Annotated in this window: 14 protein-coding genes; 5 read left to right on the forward strand and 9 right to left on the reverse strand. The window is 35.5% G+C overall.

Features of this window, described 5'->3' with window-relative positions; genetic code table 11:
* The first annotated feature begins 966 nt into the window (after positions 1 to 966).
* A complete protein-coding gene (locus ACTYBU_RS02985) occupies positions 967 to 1,089 on the forward strand; it encodes a hypothetical protein (RefSeq protein WP_445487034.1) in 123 nt (40 codons plus the stop codon).
* A 289-nt stretch (positions 1,090 to 1,378) separates the two neighbouring features.
* Positions 1,379 to 2,689, forward strand: coding sequence for a UDP-glucose dehydrogenase family protein (locus tag ACTYBU_RS02990; RefSeq protein ID WP_445487036.1), 1,311 nt, complete (start codon positions 1,379 to 1,381; stop codon positions 2,687 to 2,689).
* 575 nt (positions 2,690 to 3,264) lie between these two features.
* Here ACTYBU_RS02990 and ACTYBU_RS02995 read toward each other — a convergent pair.
* Genes ACTYBU_RS02995 through ACTYBU_RS03005 form a run of 3 tightly spaced genes read right to left on the reverse strand, consistent with a single transcriptional unit; the run spans position 3,265 to position 6,112 of the window.
* Positions 3,265 to 4,023 carry a HipA family kinase gene (locus tag ACTYBU_RS02995; RefSeq protein WP_445487037.1) on the reverse strand — a complete coding sequence of 253 codons (759 nt, stop codon included), beginning with the start codon at positions 4,021 to 4,023 and terminating at the stop codon, positions 3,265 to 3,267.
* Complete coding sequence (locus tag ACTYBU_RS03000; protein WP_445487039.1) at positions 4,016 to 5,113, reverse strand: glycosyltransferase family 4 protein; 1,098 nt, start codon at positions 5,111 to 5,113, stop codon at positions 4,016 to 4,018. Before ACTYBU_RS03000 ends, ACTYBU_RS02995 begins: the two co-directional genes overlap by 8 nt.
* Before the next feature lie 6 nt (positions 5,114 to 5,119).
* A complete protein-coding gene (locus ACTYBU_RS03005; RefSeq protein ID WP_445487041.1) occupies positions 5,120 to 6,112 on the reverse strand; it encodes a hypothetical protein in 993 nt (330 codons plus the stop codon).
* Positions 6,113 to 6,643: 531 nt separating this feature from the next.
* Between ACTYBU_RS03005 and ACTYBU_RS03010 the strand changes: the two genes are divergently transcribed.
* Positions 6,644 to 7,147: a GNAT family N-acetyltransferase gene (locus tag ACTYBU_RS03010; protein WP_445487043.1), complete on the forward strand. Its 504-nt coding sequence runs from the start codon at positions 6,644 to 6,646 to the stop codon at positions 7,145 to 7,147.
* 468 nt (positions 7,148 to 7,615) lie between these two features.
* Here the strand turns inward: ACTYBU_RS03010 and gltD are convergent, their stop codons facing one another.
* Together gltD and gltB are read right to left on the reverse strand one after the other, a co-directional pair.
* The gene (gltD, locus tag ACTYBU_RS03015; protein WP_445487045.1) at positions 7,616 to 9,109 is read right to left on the reverse strand and encodes a glutamate synthase small subunit; all 1,494 of its coding nucleotides are present in this window, start codon (positions 9,107 to 9,109) and stop codon (positions 7,616 to 7,618) included.
* 17 nt (positions 9,110 to 9,126) lie between these two features.
* Positions 9,127 to 13,683, reverse strand: coding sequence for a glutamate synthase large subunit (gltB, locus tag ACTYBU_RS03020; protein ID WP_445487047.1), 4,557 nt, complete (start codon positions 13,681 to 13,683; stop codon positions 9,127 to 9,129).
* A gap of 139 nt (positions 13,684 to 13,822) precedes the next feature.
* On the opposite strand from gltB, the gene ACTYBU_RS03025 reads away from it, so the two are divergent.
* Positions 13,823 to 14,725 carry a LysR family transcriptional regulator gene (locus ACTYBU_RS03025; protein WP_445487049.1) on the forward strand — a complete coding sequence of 301 codons (903 nt, stop codon included), beginning with the start codon at positions 13,823 to 13,825 and terminating at the stop codon, positions 14,723 to 14,725.
* Positions 14,726 to 15,402: 677 nt separating this feature from the next.
* Here the strand turns inward: ACTYBU_RS03025 and pepF are convergent.
* The 3 genes from pepF to ACTYBU_RS03040 all read right to left on the reverse strand — a co-directional run bounded on the left by pepF (position 15,403) and on the right by ACTYBU_RS03040 (position 18,504).
* The gene (gene pepF, locus ACTYBU_RS03030) at positions 15,403 to 17,208 is read right to left on the reverse strand and encodes an oligoendopeptidase F (RefSeq protein WP_445487050.1); all 1,806 of its coding nucleotides are present in this window, start codon (positions 17,206 to 17,208) and stop codon (positions 15,403 to 15,405) included.
* A 62-nt stretch (positions 17,209 to 17,270) separates the two neighbouring features.
* On the reverse strand, positions 17,271 to 17,885 hold the full coding sequence (locus ACTYBU_RS03035) for a protein kinase family protein (RefSeq protein WP_445487052.1): 615 nt from the start codon (positions 17,883 to 17,885) through the stop codon (positions 17,271 to 17,273).
* A gap of 418 nt (positions 17,886 to 18,303) precedes the next feature.
* A complete protein-coding gene (locus tag ACTYBU_RS03040) occupies positions 18,304 to 18,504 on the reverse strand; it encodes an IDEAL domain-containing protein (RefSeq protein ID WP_445487053.1) in 201 nt (66 codons plus the stop codon).
* A 188-nt stretch (positions 18,505 to 18,692) separates the two neighbouring features.
* Between ACTYBU_RS03040 and ACTYBU_RS03045 the strand changes: the two genes are divergently transcribed.
* The gene (locus tag ACTYBU_RS03045; protein ID WP_445487055.1) at positions 18,693 to 19,514 is read left to right on the forward strand and encodes a Cof-type HAD-IIB family hydrolase; all 822 of its coding nucleotides are present in this window, start codon (positions 18,693 to 18,695) and stop codon (positions 19,512 to 19,514) included.
* 161 nt (positions 19,515 to 19,675) lie between these two features.
* On the opposite strand, the gene ACTYBU_RS03050 is transcribed toward ACTYBU_RS03045, so the two are convergent.
* Entirely contained in the window at positions 19,676 to 20,746 is a 1,071-nt protein-coding gene (locus tag ACTYBU_RS03050) for a branched-chain amino acid aminotransferase (RefSeq protein ID WP_445487057.1), read from the reverse strand.
* Positions 20,747 to 20,772: the final 26 nt, after the last annotated feature.

Consider the following 20,772-nt stretch of genomic DNA (forward strand, 5'->3'; position numbering starts at 1 on the left):
AAGCACGAGGAAGCGCAAAAATCTAAATAAACAACTACTGAATGAAGGGAAAAAGAATCGAAGTCCGATAAGACCAGGTAGAAGTTTCCATCGTGCCAAAGAATGAAGAGCGAATAAAAATGGATGGAATCAAAAAGCGGCGTTATAGGATTTAAAATAAAATAGGATAGTACGGGTATGTAAAAATGAGGAAACCATACCTAGGCATCCTATTGCCTTTTTTAAGATCCTAATTATTGGATACCCATATTTAAAAGAAATACCCCATTTGTTTGGAGAGGCGTCCGCTCGACTCCTACAGGAATAGCGAGACAGGCGAGACCCCACAGAAGCAAGGCACGAGGAGGCTCGGCGCTCGCCCCGTGGAAAGCGAGCGGTAAGCCTCGGAGAACAGAACGAAAACCCTTACTTCCTATTTAGTTGTTAATTTTCCTTTTTTTTGAAGTTTAGCTTGATGACATTGAGTAAGACCCCCACCTCGGGGATGCTGAGGAAGCTAGGTGTTGAAACTCGCCCGTAAAGATAAGATAAGTGCAACTAACAATCAGTGGGGGATGAGGAAAAACCACCACTGATGGAAGTTTACTTTATATACCTTTTTTACATGTATACTATTTTCTTTTCACAAGCTCTTGGCCGTGGTTCTTCCATCTATAAGTATATTTCTTCCTATTTTTTTCCCTCATCATTTTTCTACAAACTTGTTATGAGCAAGTTTTATAATCATCATCCATGTTAATTTATCACTTTCAACAGTATATATACCATAATCTTTCTAGCAGCTGATTACATTGATTAGTTTCCGTTCTCCTTACTTTTTCCATCCTGAAAATAATTTTACATTTAATAGGCCACTATAGTATCCAATCGATATTCCAACTCATATACAAGGATTATAGGAAATGTTTAGTTAGATCGTATTCATGAAATGAAAAGCTATTTTTCCTAAGGTGCATCACTCACTTTTTGCCAACAACAAAAGCTTCATTAACGGAAATGCTTCTTATAGTAGAAAAAACTACTATTCAATACCTTTTGTATGTTAGAACAAGCAGCTGCTGTGCTATATGGGAACGAAATGAAGCATAATTCGGAATTAGTAAAAATTCTATTCTATTAGAGAAAAAGAACATTGGGAACTTTTTGTTATCATCCATTGTGCCAAAAAATTAGAGGCATATCCTTATGCTGTTTTTTTGAGGTGATGATGTAAAATAGCCATTAACAAAAGAAATTTTGCTATTGCTAGAAACAAGATGACTTTCACCCCTTTGAATAAATGGTTGGATGTTTTTCTGAGTTCCATGCTCTATTATTTAAAATTTATTAAACGTTTATCATTTAAAAAGAATTATAAATTAATAAAGGGAGTTTGAAAATGATGAAAATAGCTGTGATTGGCACTGGATATGTCGGCTTATCGACAGGTGTATGCTTAGCAGAAATAGGTCATCATGTGACTTGTATTGATATAGATATTAATAAAATTAATCTACTACAGTTGGGAAATTCACCAATATATGAACCAGGCATGGAACAATTGTTAACGAAAAATATAGAAAACGGCAAACTACTCTTTTCCACTACACATAAAGAGGGACTGCAAGGTGTTGAGGTTATTATCCTCGCAGTAGGAACACCACAAGGTGAAAATGGAGCAGCTGATTTAACGATTTTACAGCAGGCAGCAAAAGATATTGCTGATTATTTACACAATAATCCAATAATCGTGATTAAAAGCACCGTCCCTGTTGGTACGAATGATTCTATAAAAGAAATGTTGGAAGACCATTGTAAGAAAGAAATATTAATCGTTTCTAATCCTGAATTTTTACGGCAAGGTTCAGCTATTTATGACACGATGAATCCTGATCGTATTATAATTGGTTCCTATAAAAAGGAAGCATCCGAAAAAATACAAAAAATGTATAGTCCGTTAAATGCTCCTGTGTTAATAACGAGCGTTCGCAGTGCAGAAATGATAAAGTATGCTTCTAATGCATTTTTAGCAAATAAAATTAGTTATATTAACTTTATCGCAAATTTATGTGAACAAGTTGGTGCAAATGTAGATGAAGTATCAATGGGCATTGGAAAGGATAAAAGAATTGGAAATGCTTTTTTACAAGCTGGTATAGGTTACGGAGGTTCTTGTTTTCCAAAGGATGTAAAAGCCCTCTTACACACTTCCCTTCAATTCGGATTAAATGCTTCTTTATTAGAGGAAACAATCGCAATTAATGATTCTCAACAAGAATTACTGGTTGTCAAAGCACTGCAGCGTTTCGGATCGCTGAATGAAAAAAAAGTTGCATTACTGGGCCTTGCATTCAAACCAGAAACAGACGATATGAGGGAAGCTCCCTCTATAAAAATAGCAAAGCAATTAACAAAAATGGGAGCAGAAGTTGCAGCTTATGATCCTGCTGCAATCGATAATGCTAAAAAAATTTTAGGAGACATAATTTCATACACTCAATCGATTAAAGATGCGATTAAGAATGCGGATGCGATATTTATCGTTACAGAATGGAAAGAAATAAAAAATATAGAATTAAGCAGTGTTTTAAAAGAGGCCAAGTTGCCTATTATTTTCGACGGAAGAAATTGTTTGAACAAAACGAAAATAATGGAATGTGACTCTATAGAGTATTACTCCATAGGAAGACCTGCTATTATCAAAAAATAAATAATTTTATATTCAGGCTTCGACAAACGCTCGATCTGCTTCGTTGTTCACCTTACTCGGATGCTCATTTACCAGGGAAAAGAGGATGAACATTAAGAACTCAACCAAGGGATATCAACTAACCACGTCCTTATGTCTTCGTCGATTGACTACCATCCTGCTAGCCTGTCGCACCGTTGATTGACTTGTACCCTCCAAGTCTCGATCAGCCTTCAGTTTGTGCAAATATTACTTTTTCTACATCTGATTTTCTTCTTTTCTTTTTATGTATCCTATATCCAGACTAATAATCCTACTTGGAAAAATCCTATCATTTGGTAAAAATCATGAGAATATTCGCTCTTTCCTCATCTTCTCCAACTTTACTCAACAATCAAGCCATAAACTATTCAAGTTTGATGGCTCTTGATAAGATAAGCGGTTGAAAATATAAAACGCCGTTTATGTTGTCCAGGGCCTTTATTAGATTACCTTCTATACAGAGGATTACTAAAACTAATCTCTAGTTCAACGACGAAACGGTCTTAACCCTTTATAATTTAAAGGACTTAGACCGCAAATGACCTATTCTTCTTTTACTGTTTATAAACTTTTTTTATCATTTTAGAAATTTGCTGTGGCAGTATTTTTTTTCTGCGTATTACTAAACTTTTGACGATTGTTTTTTTTTCTTCATCTGAAACATTCCAGTCTTCTGGAATGTTTTTTACTATTTCTTCTAATAAATGTGTCGGAATGGATTGAATAAGCTTTAATTGCTCAGTAAACACTTCTTGATTATCAATAAATTGTGCCATTAATTCATGTGTAGAACTCTTCATTATTTCATCGTTTAGTGCATTTAAGTCATCCAGCGTCCAATTATAGGAATTGAATATTTCTGCATGATCCATAATAAACAATCGATATTCATCCTGGTTTACTTTTTTTAATAGAATATTTTTTTTTGTTCGATCTCTGTTGTACAGCCAATGGTCAAAAACGATAATACCGGCTAACGTATGAGAATTTGTTATTTTTGTAATCGTGGATACTTGATGTCCATTCAAGCAATTTGGTTCATAAAGGGAGGCAAACTGGTATTTGGAATGATCTAACTCTTTCATTTCAGGAAGATTCATGGAAAAATTTGAAGGAATTTCAACTACTTTAGCAAAGGGAATTGGGAGTCCAAGAAAACGACCTATGCAGTATCCAATCCATTCATTCGCTAAAGATTTTTCGAATCCAGGCTGTATATATTTCACAACATAGTCTTTTCCGTCACTAAATGTTATAAGATAAGCATTGGACTTTCCATCCATTTTCTTTTGATAGGCAATTGGTTCAATCATTTCTAATCACCTCACCATTAATCTGCTTTAATAATTCAATATATTGATCGCCTACTTCCTTGATGGCGAAATGTTTGCTGACATGTAATACAGATTGTTGAGACAATTTTTGATATAGATCTGGATTATCTACTATTTCATATATATGCTTAACAGCTTCTTCTACATTTTGTCCTGAAAAAAGCAGTCCTGTTTCCCTGTTTATGACTATTTCATTAATTGGCATGATATTCGATGCTACTACGGGAACTCCACATCCCATTGATTCAATAAAAGTATTACCAAAAGATTCACATTTTGTTGTAGCGATGGTACAGCCGCCTGAAATTCGAATTTTTGCATAAACACTTGGCATTTGCTGATATGGAATCACCGGAAACCATTTAATAATATCAGTAAGGTTTTCTGCTTTCCAAATTTCTGCAAACTCTTCCTTTTGATTGCTTTGTGCTCCTCCAATTAGCCATATTTCTATATCTTCTCGGTCCTTTTTTATCTTCTTAGCAATTTCAACTAGCATGGGCCAATTTTTACGTTTATCCACTCGACCAATCCAACCTATTATTTTTTTTTCTGTTTGCAAAATTGGCGGGACAGAAAAATCAATTTCGTGTTTTAGTATAGGGTGAAAAAATGAAGTATTCAGGCCGTTGTAAATTACCTTAATGGGAATGTCATCAGATAGGATAGAAACTAATCTTTTTTGAAATTTTGATGGAACGATTAATGTTTTCGGTTGTATTCCTCTAAATTCCTTTAAATGGGGGCTAAGTTTAATGAGTTCTGGAGTTCGTGCTTCTACAATTACTGGTCCCGTATAATTTGCTTTCCGAATCCATTTAAAAGCATTGCCAGTGTCAACAACAATAATTGCATCATAAGCATTTTTTTTAATAATATTCACAATTTCTTTTTTATCTTTTGTAATATATATTGTTGCTATATCTTGCATGATATGCGCCCCACCATGATCCGTAGAATATAAAAATTCTGTTTCAATTCCATGCTGTTTAAAATAAACAGCACGATTTCTCCATCCAGCATTTACTCCACCAACTGTTAGAAGACGCCAAATGACAAGTACCTTCATTTGCAATCATCCTTGCTCAAATTTTGTTTGTAAAATTTTATGCAATTCTTTTACGATAATTCCTATTCCATCAGGAGAAATATTTTTATTTATGAAGTTTTTTATTAGGGATACTGTGTTTGTGCTATTTATCAACTTACTAAAATATTTTTGTAAATTTACTTTTCCATAGGACATTTCTTTCTCTATCCAATATTGGTCGATTTTTTTCATCTCTTCATCTGGATTGTAGCCTTGCTCCATCATGGATTTAATCCATTCTTCCTTATATACTTTATAAACTAAGCCTTCTAATTTTGATTGTTCATCATCTTTTGTCAGCAGCATTTTTGCTTTGCTCTCTAATTTGCTAATATAGATATTTTCGGAAAATAATGTTTGACAAATTTGGCGTGACAATTCTTCCATTTCGATATAATATAGCCATTCTTCATACAAAGCTGGAGCTAATGCTTGTACATATGCTAAGAATTTCCCTTTATTAACTTCGCCAAGCGAAGTTAATAGTTTCCGAGGATATGGATACACACGATCCCGCCAAACAGTCCTAGCAACATCAATAACCTTAAGGTTTCCATCGGTCTGTACAAATATTTGTCTTTTATGATGGTCGATTCTTTCAAAGCCAATCTCCTTAAAAATGATAAGCATTTCAATCAATTTATAAGCTAGTTCTTCTGTTAATGGCTGTGATTGCAGATACTCTCTTAGATCAACCCCTTTAATTATCTCCATGGAAATATAAAGTGATCCTTTTTCATAAATACGTGGAAAAAGATTCGTATGCTGCCCTAGTGATAATGCATAATATTCTCTTTCACAGTCTTCTGTATTACCAAATACTTTTATACATTGATCATCAGACAATTGAAATACAGCTCCCTGTCTTCCTTTCCCCATGATCTGTAATGACGTGTTATTTACTACTTCTACATCTTCGTTTTCGATATTCCGAACGTATATATCCTCCATCAAAATATCAAGTGTCTCTTTGTCCATCTTCCGAACATCCTTTCTTCCCTTCTATCCTTTTACCTATAAAATCTTTCTACTCATTAATGAATAAAGGATCTTTTTTATTCAATATTTCCACTTCTTGTTTATATTTTTCAGCTAATTGGTCTCTTCAAACAATAATATTTACTATAATAATAAGCATTAAAACCTTTTATGAAACGGCTATAGACTAGCAAAAAGAACAATAATTTTCTCCTATACAACCACACTTTATCATTCGAATGAACAGGTAAAACGAAAAGTTAACATGCCTCTTTCTAATAAATTGAACCTTCCATCAGTGGGAGTTTTCCTTATCTCCACTGATGGAAAGCTTGCGGTCCACAGGTGTGGCGACCTTCGTTTGTGTACCTCTATCGGACCTTTACGGGCAGTAAGACCCCCACCTACCTTCCTAGATTTCTAAGCATCTTAAGATTGGGGTCTTACTGCCAGTTAAAAGTGAGAGAAACTTTCTTATAAAAAGGAGTTCTATTATAATAATAAGAGATAAATAGAAGGGAAGGATTTTCCATGATTTTACGAACAATTGCGGGAAATGAATATAGCGAAGTTTTTCAAATGGGCTACAAAGAATGGAAAAAGGGAAGAACATATGATCAGTATATACAAGATAATCAAAAAGAAGATGCTTATGGAGAACGGTATGTATATGTTAATGAGGATGATAATATAATCGGCTCGTTCATTGTTTTGTCATTGGAGATAAAGCTGTCCAATCAAACACTGAAAGTATTTGGAATAGGGTCAATAGTCATCCACAATAATTATCAAAACAAAGGATTCGGCACGAAAATGCTGAAAGAATTTTTTTCTTCTTATCCTATTGAAGACGATTCATCCGTTTTTTTATTATACAGTGACATCAATCCGCAGTTTTACTATCCATTTAGTTTTAAAGAACTTCCTTTACAGCTTCAGCATTCTCTAAATTCAACAAGCATGATTCGCTGCAGCCAAAAATTTTATAATAAAATAGAACAAGTCAATAAGCTTGATATTCCATCCTATTTTTAATAGAAAATAATCAGGTTTCATTATATGAATTTAATAAAGTGAACCTTTCCATCAGAGGGGGTTTTCTTCCTCCCCACTGATGAAAAGGTTCACTTTATTTTTCTTTTAGATGGGGATGTTGATTTCCGCTCTATGGGTTCGCTTTCCACGTGGCTACTCCTGAGCCGCTTCGGCTACGTCTGCAGGGTCTCGGACTGGCTCGCTAATCCCGTTGGAGTCTCCCCCTTTCGCTCCAATCAACTTACTTTCAATCCATCATAGAATTTGAAATTCCCATCTTTTAAAATAAAGATAGATAAATGGACAGAGGTGACACCATGCTTTTCAAACATTCTTCTATCCAAAGAGACCAATTAGAAATGATAACGTTAGATCAACTAGTACCCCAAAATCACTTGGTTCGCAAAAATTCTGAACCCCATTTGTTGACAAACTAAAATCCAGGGAATAATTTCCCTGGATTTATATTTAAGCATTTAATGTAGGCAAATGAGATACACCCATTAAATATTCATCTACTTTACGAGCAGCTTCCCTACCTTCATTAATTGCCCAAACAATTAAGCTTTGGCCTCTTCTAGCATCACCAGCAGCAAAAACGCCTTCTATATTTGTTTGAAATTCTCCATACTTTGCATCAATTTTGCGAGATTTTGTTTCCACTCCAAAATGCTGAAGTATCGGTTGTTCTGGCCCTTCAAAACCAATTGCAATAAATACTAATTGTGCCGGCCATACTTTTTCCGAACCAGGAATTTCATGAAATGCAAAAGTTCCATCTTTTTGCTTTTCTTTTCTCATCGAAATAGTATGAAGCTCTTTTAAATTTCCTTGCTCATCTTTTACCATTTTTTTCGTTTGGATGCTGTATTGTCTTGGGTCGCTTCCAAATTTTCGCTCTGCCTCTTCATAAGCGTAATCTAATGTAAAGATATGCGGGAAAGCAGGCCACATATTATCATCTAATCGAGCCATTCCTAATTTTGGATGTTTGCCAAATTGTACAACACTTTTGCATTTTTGGCGAAGAGCTGTTGCTACACAATCGGCACCAGTATCCCCACCACCGATTACAATGACATCTTTGCCTTCTGCATTAATATACTTGCCATCTTCCAAATTAGAATCAAGCAGGCTTTTTGTATTCAATGTCAGATAGTCCATAGCAAAATGTACCCCATTAGCCTCTCTGCCTTCCATTTCTAAATCACGCTGCTTTTGGGCTCCAGTACATAAGATAACCGCATCAAATTGTTTTCTTAATTCATCTGCAGTGATATCTTTTCCTACTTCTGTGTTTGTTACAAAATCAATGCCTTCTTGTGTTAATAATTGAATGCGGCGCTCTACATCTTTTTTCTCCAATTTCATATTGGGAATTCCATACATCAATAAACCGCCAGCACGATCAGAACGTTCAAATACAGTAACAGAATGCCCTGCTTGATTTAATTGATCTGCACTCGCCAGCCCTGCAGGACCTGAACCGATAATAGCAACTTTTTTTCCTGTTCTTTTTTCTGGGATTCTCGGTTGAATCCAGCCATTTTCAAATCCTTTATCAATAATGGTGCGTTCTATATTTTTAATGGCAACTGCAGGATCAGAAATAGCCACCGTACATGATCCCTCACAAGGAGCTGGACATGCGCTTCCAGTGAATTCTGGAAAGTTATTTGTTTTTAATAATCTTTCCAAAGCTTCTTTCCATCTGCCGCGATATACAAGATCATTCCATTCTGGAATTAAGTTATGGATTGGACAGCCTGATGTTGTACCACTAATATCCATTCCTATATGACAAAATGGAGTCGCACAATCCATACAGCGTGCTCCTTGTCTACTTAGCACCTCATCTGAGAAAGGAGCAGAATATTTCTTAAAATCATTTAAGCGGGAAAGCGGAGATCTTTCTTCCGCTTCCTCCCGTTTATATTCCATAAAACCAGTTGCTTTTCCCATTGTTATTCTCTCCTTTCTTACCGAACTGCTGCAGTTAGCTTAGTAGGTTTTTGTTTTTTTTTGTCCTGCTTCGAGTTGCTTTCAAATGCATTCATTACTGCATCTTCTTCTGAAAGCCCATTATTTAATCCTTCTTGAATATTTCTCATCATTCGTTTGTAATCTTTTGGAATTACCTTTACAAATTTGCTAACTGTTTTATCCCAATTTTCCAACGTTTGTCTCGCTACGATACTATTTGTTTGATCCTCATGTTTTTCGATTAATTGTTTAACTCTATCTACTTCTTTTGGATCTTCTAATTCTTCAAACAAGATCATTTCTTGGTTGCAAAGATTTTTAAAAGCTTTTTTATCGTTTGCCAACACATATGCAACCCCACCAGACATACCTGCAGCAAAATTTTTCCCTACTTCTCCTAGTATTACTACTTGACCGCCAGTCATATATTCTAATCCATGGTCGCCAATGCCCTCTACTACAACACTTGCACCACTATTACGTACGGCAAAACGTTCTCCTGCTTTTCCGTTTACATAGGCTTCTCCATCTGTAGCCCCAATAAATGCAACGTTTCCTGCAATAACATTATCTTTTGCAACATACGAATTGATGGAAGGAGCAGTAATGACAATTTTCCCACCAGATAAGCCTTTTCCAACATAGTCATTTGCATCGCCTGTCAAGTACATGCTCATGCCTTTCGGAATAAATGCTCCAAAGCTTTGACCAGCTGAGCCAGTAAAATGAAGATTAATCGTATTATCTGCTAATCCTTCTTCACCGTATTTTTTCGAAATTTCACTGCCGACAATCGTACCGATAACACGATTTGTATTTTTAACTGGATAATATAGATCCACGCTGTTTCCTGTTTCAATTGCATTTTCAACAGCTGGAAGTATTTTTTGGATATCCAAGCTTTCGTCGATTTTATGGTTTTGAGGAGTGCTGAATGTACGCTCTCCGTCTACTTTGTATAATAGTTTCGATAAATCAAGATCTTTTGCTTTCCAATGTGATTTTGCACCTTCGCTTACATTAAGAACATCGGTTCTGCCTATCATTTCTTCAACTGTTCTAAATCCTAATTGAGCCATTAGTTCACGAACTTCTTCCGCCACGAAACGCATGAAGTTTACTACATGATCAGGATCACCTGCAAACTTATAACGCAACTCAGGATTTTGTGTTGCCACACCGACTGGACATGTGTCTAAATGACATGCACGCATCATAACACATCCAAGTACAATCAATGGTGCTGTTGCAAAGCCAAATTCCTCTGCTCCTAATAATGCTGCTAAAACAACATCTTTCCCTGTCATTAATTTACCATCTGTTTCTAAAACTACTCTGCTGCGAAGTCCATTCAGCATTAACGTTTGATGCGCTTCTGCTAAACCAAGCTCCCAAGGAAGACCTGTATGTTTAATACTAGTTTTTGGCGACGCACCTGTTCCACCGTCATATCCGCTGACAACAATAACGTCTGCAGCACCTTTAGCAACACCTGCAGCAATCGTTCCAATACCGCCTTTTGATACAAGTTTCACGCTGATTCTAGCGTTTCTATTTGCATTTTTCAAATCGTGTATCAGCTGTGCTAAATCTTCAATAGAATAAATATCATGATGCGGCGGTGGTGAAATTAAGCCTACACCTGGTGTGGATCCACGAACATCTGCCACCCAAGGATATACTTTATTTCCAGGTAATTGACCGCCTTCACCTGGTTTTGCACCTTGTGCCATTTTAATCTGCAGTTCATCAGCATTGATTAAATAATGGCTTTTTACTCCAAAACGACCTGATGCAATTTGTTTAATGGCACTCCGGCGATTATCTCCATTTGCATCTAATTCAAAGCGTGCTGGATCTTCTCCGCCTTCTCCACTGTTGGAGCTTCCACCAATTCTATTCATCGCAATCGCTAATGTTTCATGTGCTTCTTTACTTAGAGATCCAAAGGACATGGCGCCTGTTTTAAAACGCTTCACAATACTTTCTACTGACTCTACTTCATTAATGTCAATTGCATTTTCAGTTGAAGCAAAGGAGAATAAATTGCGAAGGAAAGTTAGTCTTTCATCATTTGCTGCATTTGAATATTGCTTAAATAAGCTATAATCTCCTTTTCGGCAAGCCCATTGCAATGTATGAATCGTTTTTGGATTAAAGGCATGGTGTTCTCCGCCTTTTCTCCACTGGTATTCACTCCCGGAATCTAATGCTTCATCGAACGCTTTTGCAAAAGCTGCTTCATGGCGTTTTGATGTTTCTTTCGCAATAGTGTCCAATCCAATTCCACCTAATTGGGAAACAGTACCTGCAAAATATTTATTAATAACTTCTTCTCCAATTCCAACCGCTTCAAAAATTTGTGCACCACGGTAGCTTTGAACCGTTGAAATACCCATTTTAGACATTACTTTTACTACGCCTTCTGTTACAACTTCATTAAAGCGAGAAACTGCCTCTTGATAAGTAAGAGTTAAAGTTTCCTCTTCAATTGCTTTATGATACGTAGCATAAACAAGATATGGATTAATAGCATCTGCACCAAATCCAATTAAGCTTGCAAAATGATGAACTTCTCTTGCTTCTCCTGATTCAACGATGATGCTCGCTTTTGTACGTATGCCTTTTTTAATTAAATGCTGATGTAAAGCACTAACTGCTAATAATACCGGAATTGCTTTTTTATTTGGATCCATTTTTTTATCAGAAATAACAAGCAAGCTGATCCCTTTTTCGATCGCTGCTTCAGCAGTATTTAAAACGAACTGCAAGCTATCCTCTAAATCATCTTCAAACAATGCATCGATTGTAGTAGATAAAAATGCTGGGTCCTCTGAATTTCTCAATTGCTCTAACTGCCCGTTTGATAATACAGGTGAATTCAATTGAATTCTATGGCAGTTTGTTTCATTTGGATGAAGCAGATTTTTTTCTGCACCAAGCCATGATAGTGTGGAAGTTACCAATTGTTCACGAATTGCGTCAATTGGCGGATTCGTAACTTGAGCAAATAATTGTTTAAAATAATTAAACAAGGACTGGGGTTTATCAGATAATACAGCCAGTGGTGTATCATTCCCCATGGATCCAATTGGATCTTTCCCTTCTGTTACGACCGGAAGAAGATTTTTTTGCACATCTTCATATGTGTAGCCAAACGCTTTTTGACGTGTTAATAAATCAACTAGTTCTTCTTCTTTTTCATTTGTGTCATCTAATCGAACCACTTCTTCATCCAGCCATTGTTGATATGGATTTTCGGATACGATTTGCCCTTTTAATTCTTCATCGGAAACGATGCGGCCTTCTTCTAAATCAATTAACAGCATTTTCCCTGGACTTAAACGGTCTTTATATAAAACATTTTCTTCTTCTACTGGAATAACTCCGACTTCAGATGAGAAAATAATATAATCGTCTTTTGTTACATAGTAGCGCGCTGGTCTTAAACCATTGCGATCCAAAATAGCTCCAATTTGCTTGCCATCTGTAAACGAGATTGCCATCGGACCATCCCATGGCTCCATCAGACTGCTGTGATATTCATAAAACGCTTTTTTCTCTTTTGAGATATGCGGGTTTTCTGTCCATGGTTCTGGAATAAGCATCATTGCTGCATGCGCAGGCTTGCGTCCAGATAGAACAAAAAATTCTAATGCATTATCAAATACAGACGAGTCGCTTCCATTGGCATCTAGGATTGGCAATACTTTTTGCAAATCTTCTCCAAATGCTTCAGATGCAAATTGCTGCTCTCTTGCTTTCATCCAATTTAAATTGCCTCGAAGAGTGTTAATTTCACCATTATGAATAATATAACGGTTTGGATGTGCTCTCTCCCAGCTTGGGAAAGTATTTGTACTAAAGCGGGAATGCACTAAAGCAAATGCTGACACAAAATCCTGATCTTGGACATCTAAATAAAATGTGCCAACTTGTTCTGATGTTAATAAACCTTTATAAACAATCGTACTGCTGGATAGACTTGCAAAATAAAAATCTTTTTCTTCTGTTCTGCCCCAGTTTTCTGATAATTTGCGGATAATATAAAGCTTGCGTTCAAAAGCTAAGTCGTTCTTGCAATCATCACTAGCTTGAATAAAAACTTGGCGAACTATTGGACAGCTTTTTTGTGCAACTTTTCCAATTTTTCTGAAATCTGTAGGCACAGTTCTCCATCCTAGAAGCACTTGTCCTTCCGCTGCAATATATTCGTTTATTTTTTCTTCTATTTTTTCTCTGTCTTGATCCTTTTGAGAAAAGAAAATCATTCCTACACCATATTGCCCTTTTTCAGGCAATGAAAAGTCTGTAATATCTTTTCTAAAAAAACGATCTGGAATTTGTACCATCAAGCCTGCTCCATCACCAGTTAACGGGTCACTTCCTTGCCCACCGCGATGATCCAGCTTGCAAAGCATACTTAAACCTTTTGTCACAATGTCATGTGTTGCTTTCCCCTTAATATGAGCGTATAAACCGATACCACATGCATCATGTTCAAATTCTGGTCGATAAAGACCTTGTGCTTTTGCCATTTGGTTGTACGTCATTTTCAACCACCCCTGTCAGATTTTCTAACAACTTTTTTTGATCATATAACCCAATTATACTATGCAAATTCATATAAACAATATATTATTTGGATATAAACAATCTATTTTCGAGATGAATGGAGGTATTTACTAAAAAATGGAATTGAGACAACTTAAATATTTTATTGAAGTGGCACAAAGAGAACATGTGTCAGAAGCAGCAGAACATCTTCATGTTGCACAATCGGCAATAAGCAGGCAGATTGCAAATTTAGAAGACGAACTAGGCGTTCATCTTTTTGAACGAGAAGGGAGAAACGTAAAATTAACAGCAATTGGAAAAATATTTTTAACGCATTCCTTAACTATTATGAAGGCAGTTGATATTGCAGTTGAACAAATAGATGCCTATTTGGATCCCGACCGAGGTTCCATTAAAATTGGATTTCCTACAAGCTTGGCAAGTCATTTGCTGCCAACGGTCCTATCTGCATTTAAAGAAAAGCATCCACAAATCGCTTTTCAATTAAGACAAGGCTCCTACAGTTTTTTAATTGAAGCGGTAAAAAGCCGGGAAATTGATCTAGCATTTTTAGGACCTGTTCCAGCAGATGATCTTACCATTCAAGGAAAAATACTATTTACAGAGCGTATACTAGCATTAATGCCTAGTAATCATATTTTAGCAGAAAGACGCAGTTTACGCCTACGCGATTTAAGAAATGATTCTTTTGTTCTGTTTCCAAAAGGCTATATTTTACAGAAAATTGCATATGACGCCTGCAAGCAAGAGGGATTTTTACCTAATATTAGTTCGGAAGGAGAAGACTTAGATGCCATAAAAGGCTTAGTTTCTGCTGGAATGGGAGTTACACTGCTTCCAGAAAGTACCTTTTATGAGACAGTGCCAAAATTCACTGTAAAAATCCCAATAGAAAACCCTGTAATTAACCGCACAGTAGGAGTTATCATTCCAAAAAACCGGGAACTACCACCTTCCGTTCATACATTTTATAAATTTGTAATCGAGTTCTTTTCTATATTAGAAAAGTATCAATAACTAAGAAAAGCATAAGCGCCAACATCGGCACTTGTACATCCTGTACTTCGGAAGGGCTTTGACTGAGATAAAGGAAACACGATGAGCGATAGCGAATCGATGTTGACTTATCGTAGGGAAAAGACCTGAAGTTCGTTAGGCGATAGGCGCTGGTGCTAGACAATCATCTAACTTCAGATATAATTTCTCATTAAGAAGAAAAGCATAAGCGCCTTGGTCATCGCCGTAACGGGAATAGCGAGACAGTCCGAGACCCTGCCGGCGAAGCCGAAGCAGTTCAGGCGTAGCCCCGTGGAAAGCGAACCCTTGGAGCAGAAATCAACATCCCCATCTAAAAGAAAAACAAATAAAAAAACTGTAAACAAACTTCCTTTTTAAGGAGCGTTTGTCTACAGTCTGAGCTTTTTAAAATAAGGCTCTGTTAAACGATAATGTTGATTTTGGAAGGAAATTTGCGAGACTCCTGCGGAAAAACGGGCTGGAAAGACCCCGCAAGACGGGTACGAGCGAGGAGTCTTGCCAGTTCGTCCGCGGAAAGCGAGTAAATTTCCTGACCATTTATTAATCAACAATGAAATTTAACAGACCCAAAAATAAAAAAGCTATCAAATTTTTTCAATTAAAAGGGCCTTCTAAAGAAGCCCAATAGATATTCTAAAAAAAGCGTTTATTTTTTGTTAGGAAACAGTGCTGTAAGTTGAAATAACTTCTTGAACCAATGAATGAAAAATCGATAACGCATGGTCTATTGTGTCTGGCACTGTTAAGTCAACCCCAGTTCGTTTTAACAATTCTAGTGGAAATTCAGAGCTTCCACTTTTTAAAAACTGCAAATAATCCTCTACATCCTGTGTATTTCCTGTTAATAATTTATCCGCGATTGTTATGGCAGATGCAAAGCCAGTTGCATATTTATAAACGTAAAATGGACGATAAAAATGCGGAATCCTTGACCATCCGTATTTCACTTCTTCATCTACAACAAGATCAGATCCATTATATGCTTTAAAAAGCTCTTCATATATTTGATTTAACAAATCCAATGTCAACGCTTTACCTGCTTCTGCTTTTTCATGAACCGTTTTTTCAAATTCGCTGAACATTACTTGGGTAAAAAATGTACCTTTAAAACTGTCAATGAAATGATTTAGCAAATGCTCTTTTTTATTGGATTCTGTTTCTGTTTTTAATAAATAACGAATCAATAACACTTCATTAACCGTTGATGCAACCTCGGCTACAAATATACTGTATCCAGCCGAAATCTGAGGCTGATATTTGCTGCTGTAGTAAGAATGCATAGCATGCCCGCATTCGTGAGCCAATGTAAATAAGCTGTCTAAATCATCGCGGTGATTTAATAAGATGAACGGGTGTACTCCATATAAGCCTAAATTATATGCTCCAGACCGTTTCCCAGGTGTTTCACGGACATCTACATAACGTTTTTCTTTAAAGGATTTTAATATGTCAATATAATCTTGGCCAAGAGGCTTTAACGCTTCCAACATTATTTCATATGCTTTATCATATGAAATTTTTTCATGTGCTGCATCTGCTACAAGCGGTACACTTAAATCATATGCATGGAGTTCATCTAACCCCAGCTTACTTTTACGGTATTGCATATACTTGTTCATATAAGGAAGATTTTTTCTTGTTGCTGCAATTAGGTTTTCATATACTTCTTTCGGTACTCTGTCTGAAAAAAGGCTTTTTTCAAGAGCAGATGGATAGTTTCTTAGTTTAGATGTTTTCACATTATTTTTTACCGCAGAAGCGAAGGTTGTGGCAATCGTATTTTTTAATGACAAATAAGGCTGATAATACGCTTTATATGCTTCCTTCCTTTTCTCCCTCTCTTCATGCTCGATCAGTTTTGCATACATACCTCTTGTAAGCTCAACCTGCTGTCCGTCCTCATTGGTAATAAGCCCAAATTTTATATCTGCATTATTAATCATGCCAAAAATTTGACTGGGAACAGACAGCGATTCACCAAAAACAGCAAGGATTTCTTCTTTTTCTTTGCTGAGTACATGCTTTTTGTAAGAAAAAGACTCCAATAAATCCTTTTCAAAATATTGCAATCCTTCTTCTTCTGCTATGTAATGTTTCAATACTTCTTCGTCCAAACTTAAAAGGAATGGCATAAAAAACGATGTTGCACTGCTCCATTTTTGTCCAAGCTGCCTAGCTTTATCCAAAAGCATTTGTCCATGTGTATTTCTTGTATCGATGTCTTGTAGAAGCATGCTATAACAGTATATCTTTTTATATCGGCTTCCCATTTCTTCCGAAAGTTTTAAATAAGTCAAAAGGCTGGCAGCGTCTGTTATTCTGTCATTATATGATGCAATTTCTTTTATCGATTCCTCTACCTTACGGTAATCAGCGTCCCATAACGTTTCGTTTTCATATATATCCTGCAGATTCCATTTTTCTTTCTCAGAAACTTCTTCTCTATTTAAGTATGTTTTCATGTTTAGCCCCTCCCTATTTTCTATCATTACTCATTATCTATTCGTTAATAATGAAAGATTAACTAGATAAATTTCCTTAATACCTCCTTTTTATATAATATTCGAATAAAGTGCAAAATATATTTGCTTACTTTCTTCGGAAAAAAGCGTTTTTGATACAGCGTGTAAAAAGCTTTTTTTAGATCCTTCCATTGGGTGCATTTTTTCACTTGCCTAAATCGGGCTAAATCGATAATTTTAATTTCATTATCTTTTGTTAATATTATATTTTTCAAATGAATATCGGAAGGATTCAACCCTTTTTGCTTCGATAATAAAATAGCATGATCTATTGCTTTTATATAAACTTCTTTAATAAGGATCCCTTCAATTAAACAATCAAATAAAGTTTTTCCATCTATGTAATCCATCACTATATAATTATCGCCTATTTCATGTATTTTAGGAAAATAGGATATTCCGTTGACCGCTTCATAAATTTCCCCTTCAATTTTAGCTAACGCTTCATACTTTTTGAAAAAGACTTTGATTGCTATGGTTGTATTTTTAATTTTAAATACATAAGCACTTCTTCCTTTGCCAATCAGTTCTAAATCTTTATGTTTTTTATCTATTGCAAACTTTTTATTGTAAAGCTGGTAATGAATCGTTTCTGCTAGATTTTTGTATTTTTTCAAAGGAGCTCCTCCTTTACGTATATGGATCATCTGTTAGGTTCTCACATTGATAAAATCATTTTCAACTAATACTTTAACGTGATCCCTTTTTTAGAGATATGCTCCAAACAACTCCATGGGATGTATTTTAAAAGTACTGTCATATTATTCGATTAATCAAAGTTAGTCAAATAATTAAACCTGCAAACCTCACAGCAAAACACTCACAAGCATTTTTTCTTAACTACTTGTTTTTTCTTTTCTTTTATGCTATATTTATTTTTGCGATGAGCTTTATTGAATAAGTCAATAAACATAATAGTGCTATGTGGAGCACTGTTTATTGCCTCAATACGTAAAAAGACACCAATATTTGGTGTCTTTTTTTATTATTATTTATTACAAAAATTTTCACTAATTCTGATTGTTTTCTATTATCTTAAGCTAGTAATTGATTTAATTCATTAGATAGGCGCATAAATTCTTTTTTATCACCATTCATTAATGTTGAATCAATTTGTTTTTTGATAGATGTTTTCCGGAACTCATAAAGGGCTTTTTCTAATACCATTTCAGCAAATAAAGAATCCATAACATTTCCTACAGACTGTTTTGGTGCATTTAATAAATACTTTTCCATTTGAATCAACCCCTTTTCTTTTTTATAGTATAACAATAATTGTCTGATAATTCAAATACTTTTTTTAGGAAATTAATTCCTTTTTCTATTTTTTTTCAACTAGTTTTTCTATAGTATTTACGGATGATGCTTTATTCTTTATAATGAGTGTGATTTCGAAAAGAACGTAGATTGCGAGGAAAAATATTATGGCTTATAAAATGATTGTTTTAGATATGGATGATACCCTATTAAGGGATGATCATACTATATCAGAAGAAACAAAAAAAGCGTTAATGGATGCACAAGGATTAGGTATTAAGGTAGTGCTCGCATCAGGAAGACCTACCTTCGCAATGATGCAAAGTGCAATAGAATTAGACTTAGCGAAATATGGTAGTTTCATATTATCCTTTAATGGAGCAAAGATAACAAACTGCAAAACAAAGGAAGAACTATTCAGCAGTACACTTTCCCCCGAAACAGTTCATCGTCTTTTTGAAATAAGCAAACGCGAAAATGTTTGGATTCATACGTATGTTGGAGACAGTATCGTAACAGAAGAAAATAATCCTTTTACAGAAATCGAGGCTCAATTAACAGGACTTCCTATTAATCAAGTATCCAATTTTGTAGAAAGTATTCAAGAACCTGTTGTGAAGGTTTTAATGGTTAAAGAAGAAGAGCATTTAAAAAGCGTAGAAAGTTTGCTTCAAGTAGAATTGCAAAACAAATTAAGCGTGATGCGTTCTAAACCATTCTTTTTGGAGTTCACGGAAAAAGGGGTAACAAAAGGGACGAGCCTTGAATTGTTAATTAATAAACTAGGAATTACCCGTGAAGAAGTAATAGCAATAGGTGACAGCTACAACGACTTGGCTATGATTGAATTTGCTGGTCTTGGTGTCGCAATGGGCAATGCTCCTGACGATATAAAAAGAATTGCTGACTATACTACTGACACAAACAATAATGACGGAGTGGCTAAAGTCGTACATCAGTTTATACTTGCGCAAAAAACTTCCAAATAACCATGCATTCTAGCATGTCGAAAAACTTCCGCTTTAAATTGTTTTCGAATATCCTGATCCTTTTTTCAACTATGAGTTGTCTACAAAAAATGCAGTCTGTTTTTGCACAGACTGCATTTTTTCATGTCTATTATAGCAAAAAGGATAGCAAGTTCAGGGTGTTAAACTTCTACTGTCCAGCCAAACGGATCTTCTTCTTTTCCGTTTTGGATATTCGTAATCGTATCATATAGTTTTTTCGATAACTCTCCTGTTTCTCCGTTATTTAAAACAATAACATTTTCATTCCAGAACAATTCACCGATTGGAGAAATAACCGCAGCAGTGCCGGTTCCAAAAGCTTCTTCTAATTCACCATTTTTATGTGCTTTAAAGATTTCCTCTACAGTAATTTTTCTTTCAGTTACAGGCATATTCCAATGCTTTAATAGTTCAATAATACTTCTTCTTGTCACACCTTCTAAAATGCTGCCGGTTAAAAGAGGAGTAACAATTTCTCCGTTGATTTTAAAGAAAACATTCATCGCGCCCACTTCTTCGATGTACTTTTTCTCCACTCCATCCAGCCATAAAACTTGAGAATAACCTTTTTCTGCAGCAATTTGCTGAGCTTTTAAACTTGCCGCATAGTTACCGGCTGTTTTAGCAGATCCTGTTCCACCAGCAACAGCACGAACAAACTCATTTTCTACAAATATTTTTACAGGCTTAACACCTTCTTTATAATAAGAACCTACAGGAGATAAAATAATCATAAATTTGTAGCTTGTAGATGCAGCTACTCCTAAATATGGCTGTGTAGAAATAATAAACGGTCTTATGTAAAGAGAAGTTCCTTCACCACTCGGGATCCAGTCTTTATCAATATTTATTAATTGATTCAATGCAGTTAACGCAAACGCTTCATCAATTTCAGGTATGCATAAACGATCATTTGATTTGTTTAAGCGCTCCATGTTTTTATCCGGTCTGAATAATAGTACTTTTCCTTCGTTGGTTAAATATGCTTTTAACCCTTCAAAAACAGTTTGTCCATAGTGAAAAATTACAGAAGCTGGGTCTAAGGCAATTGGCTGATATGGAAGGATTTGTGCATTATGCCACCCTTGTTCTACTGAATAATCCATCATAAACATATGATCTGTAAAAATTTTGCCGAATTCCAATTTCGATGATTCTGGCTTTTGTTTTGGTTGGTTTGTTAATGTTACGGTAATAGTTTGTTCACTCACGTTGAATGCTCCTTGTATAATCATTT

The organism is Niallia sp. 03133, from assembly GCF_052663225.1.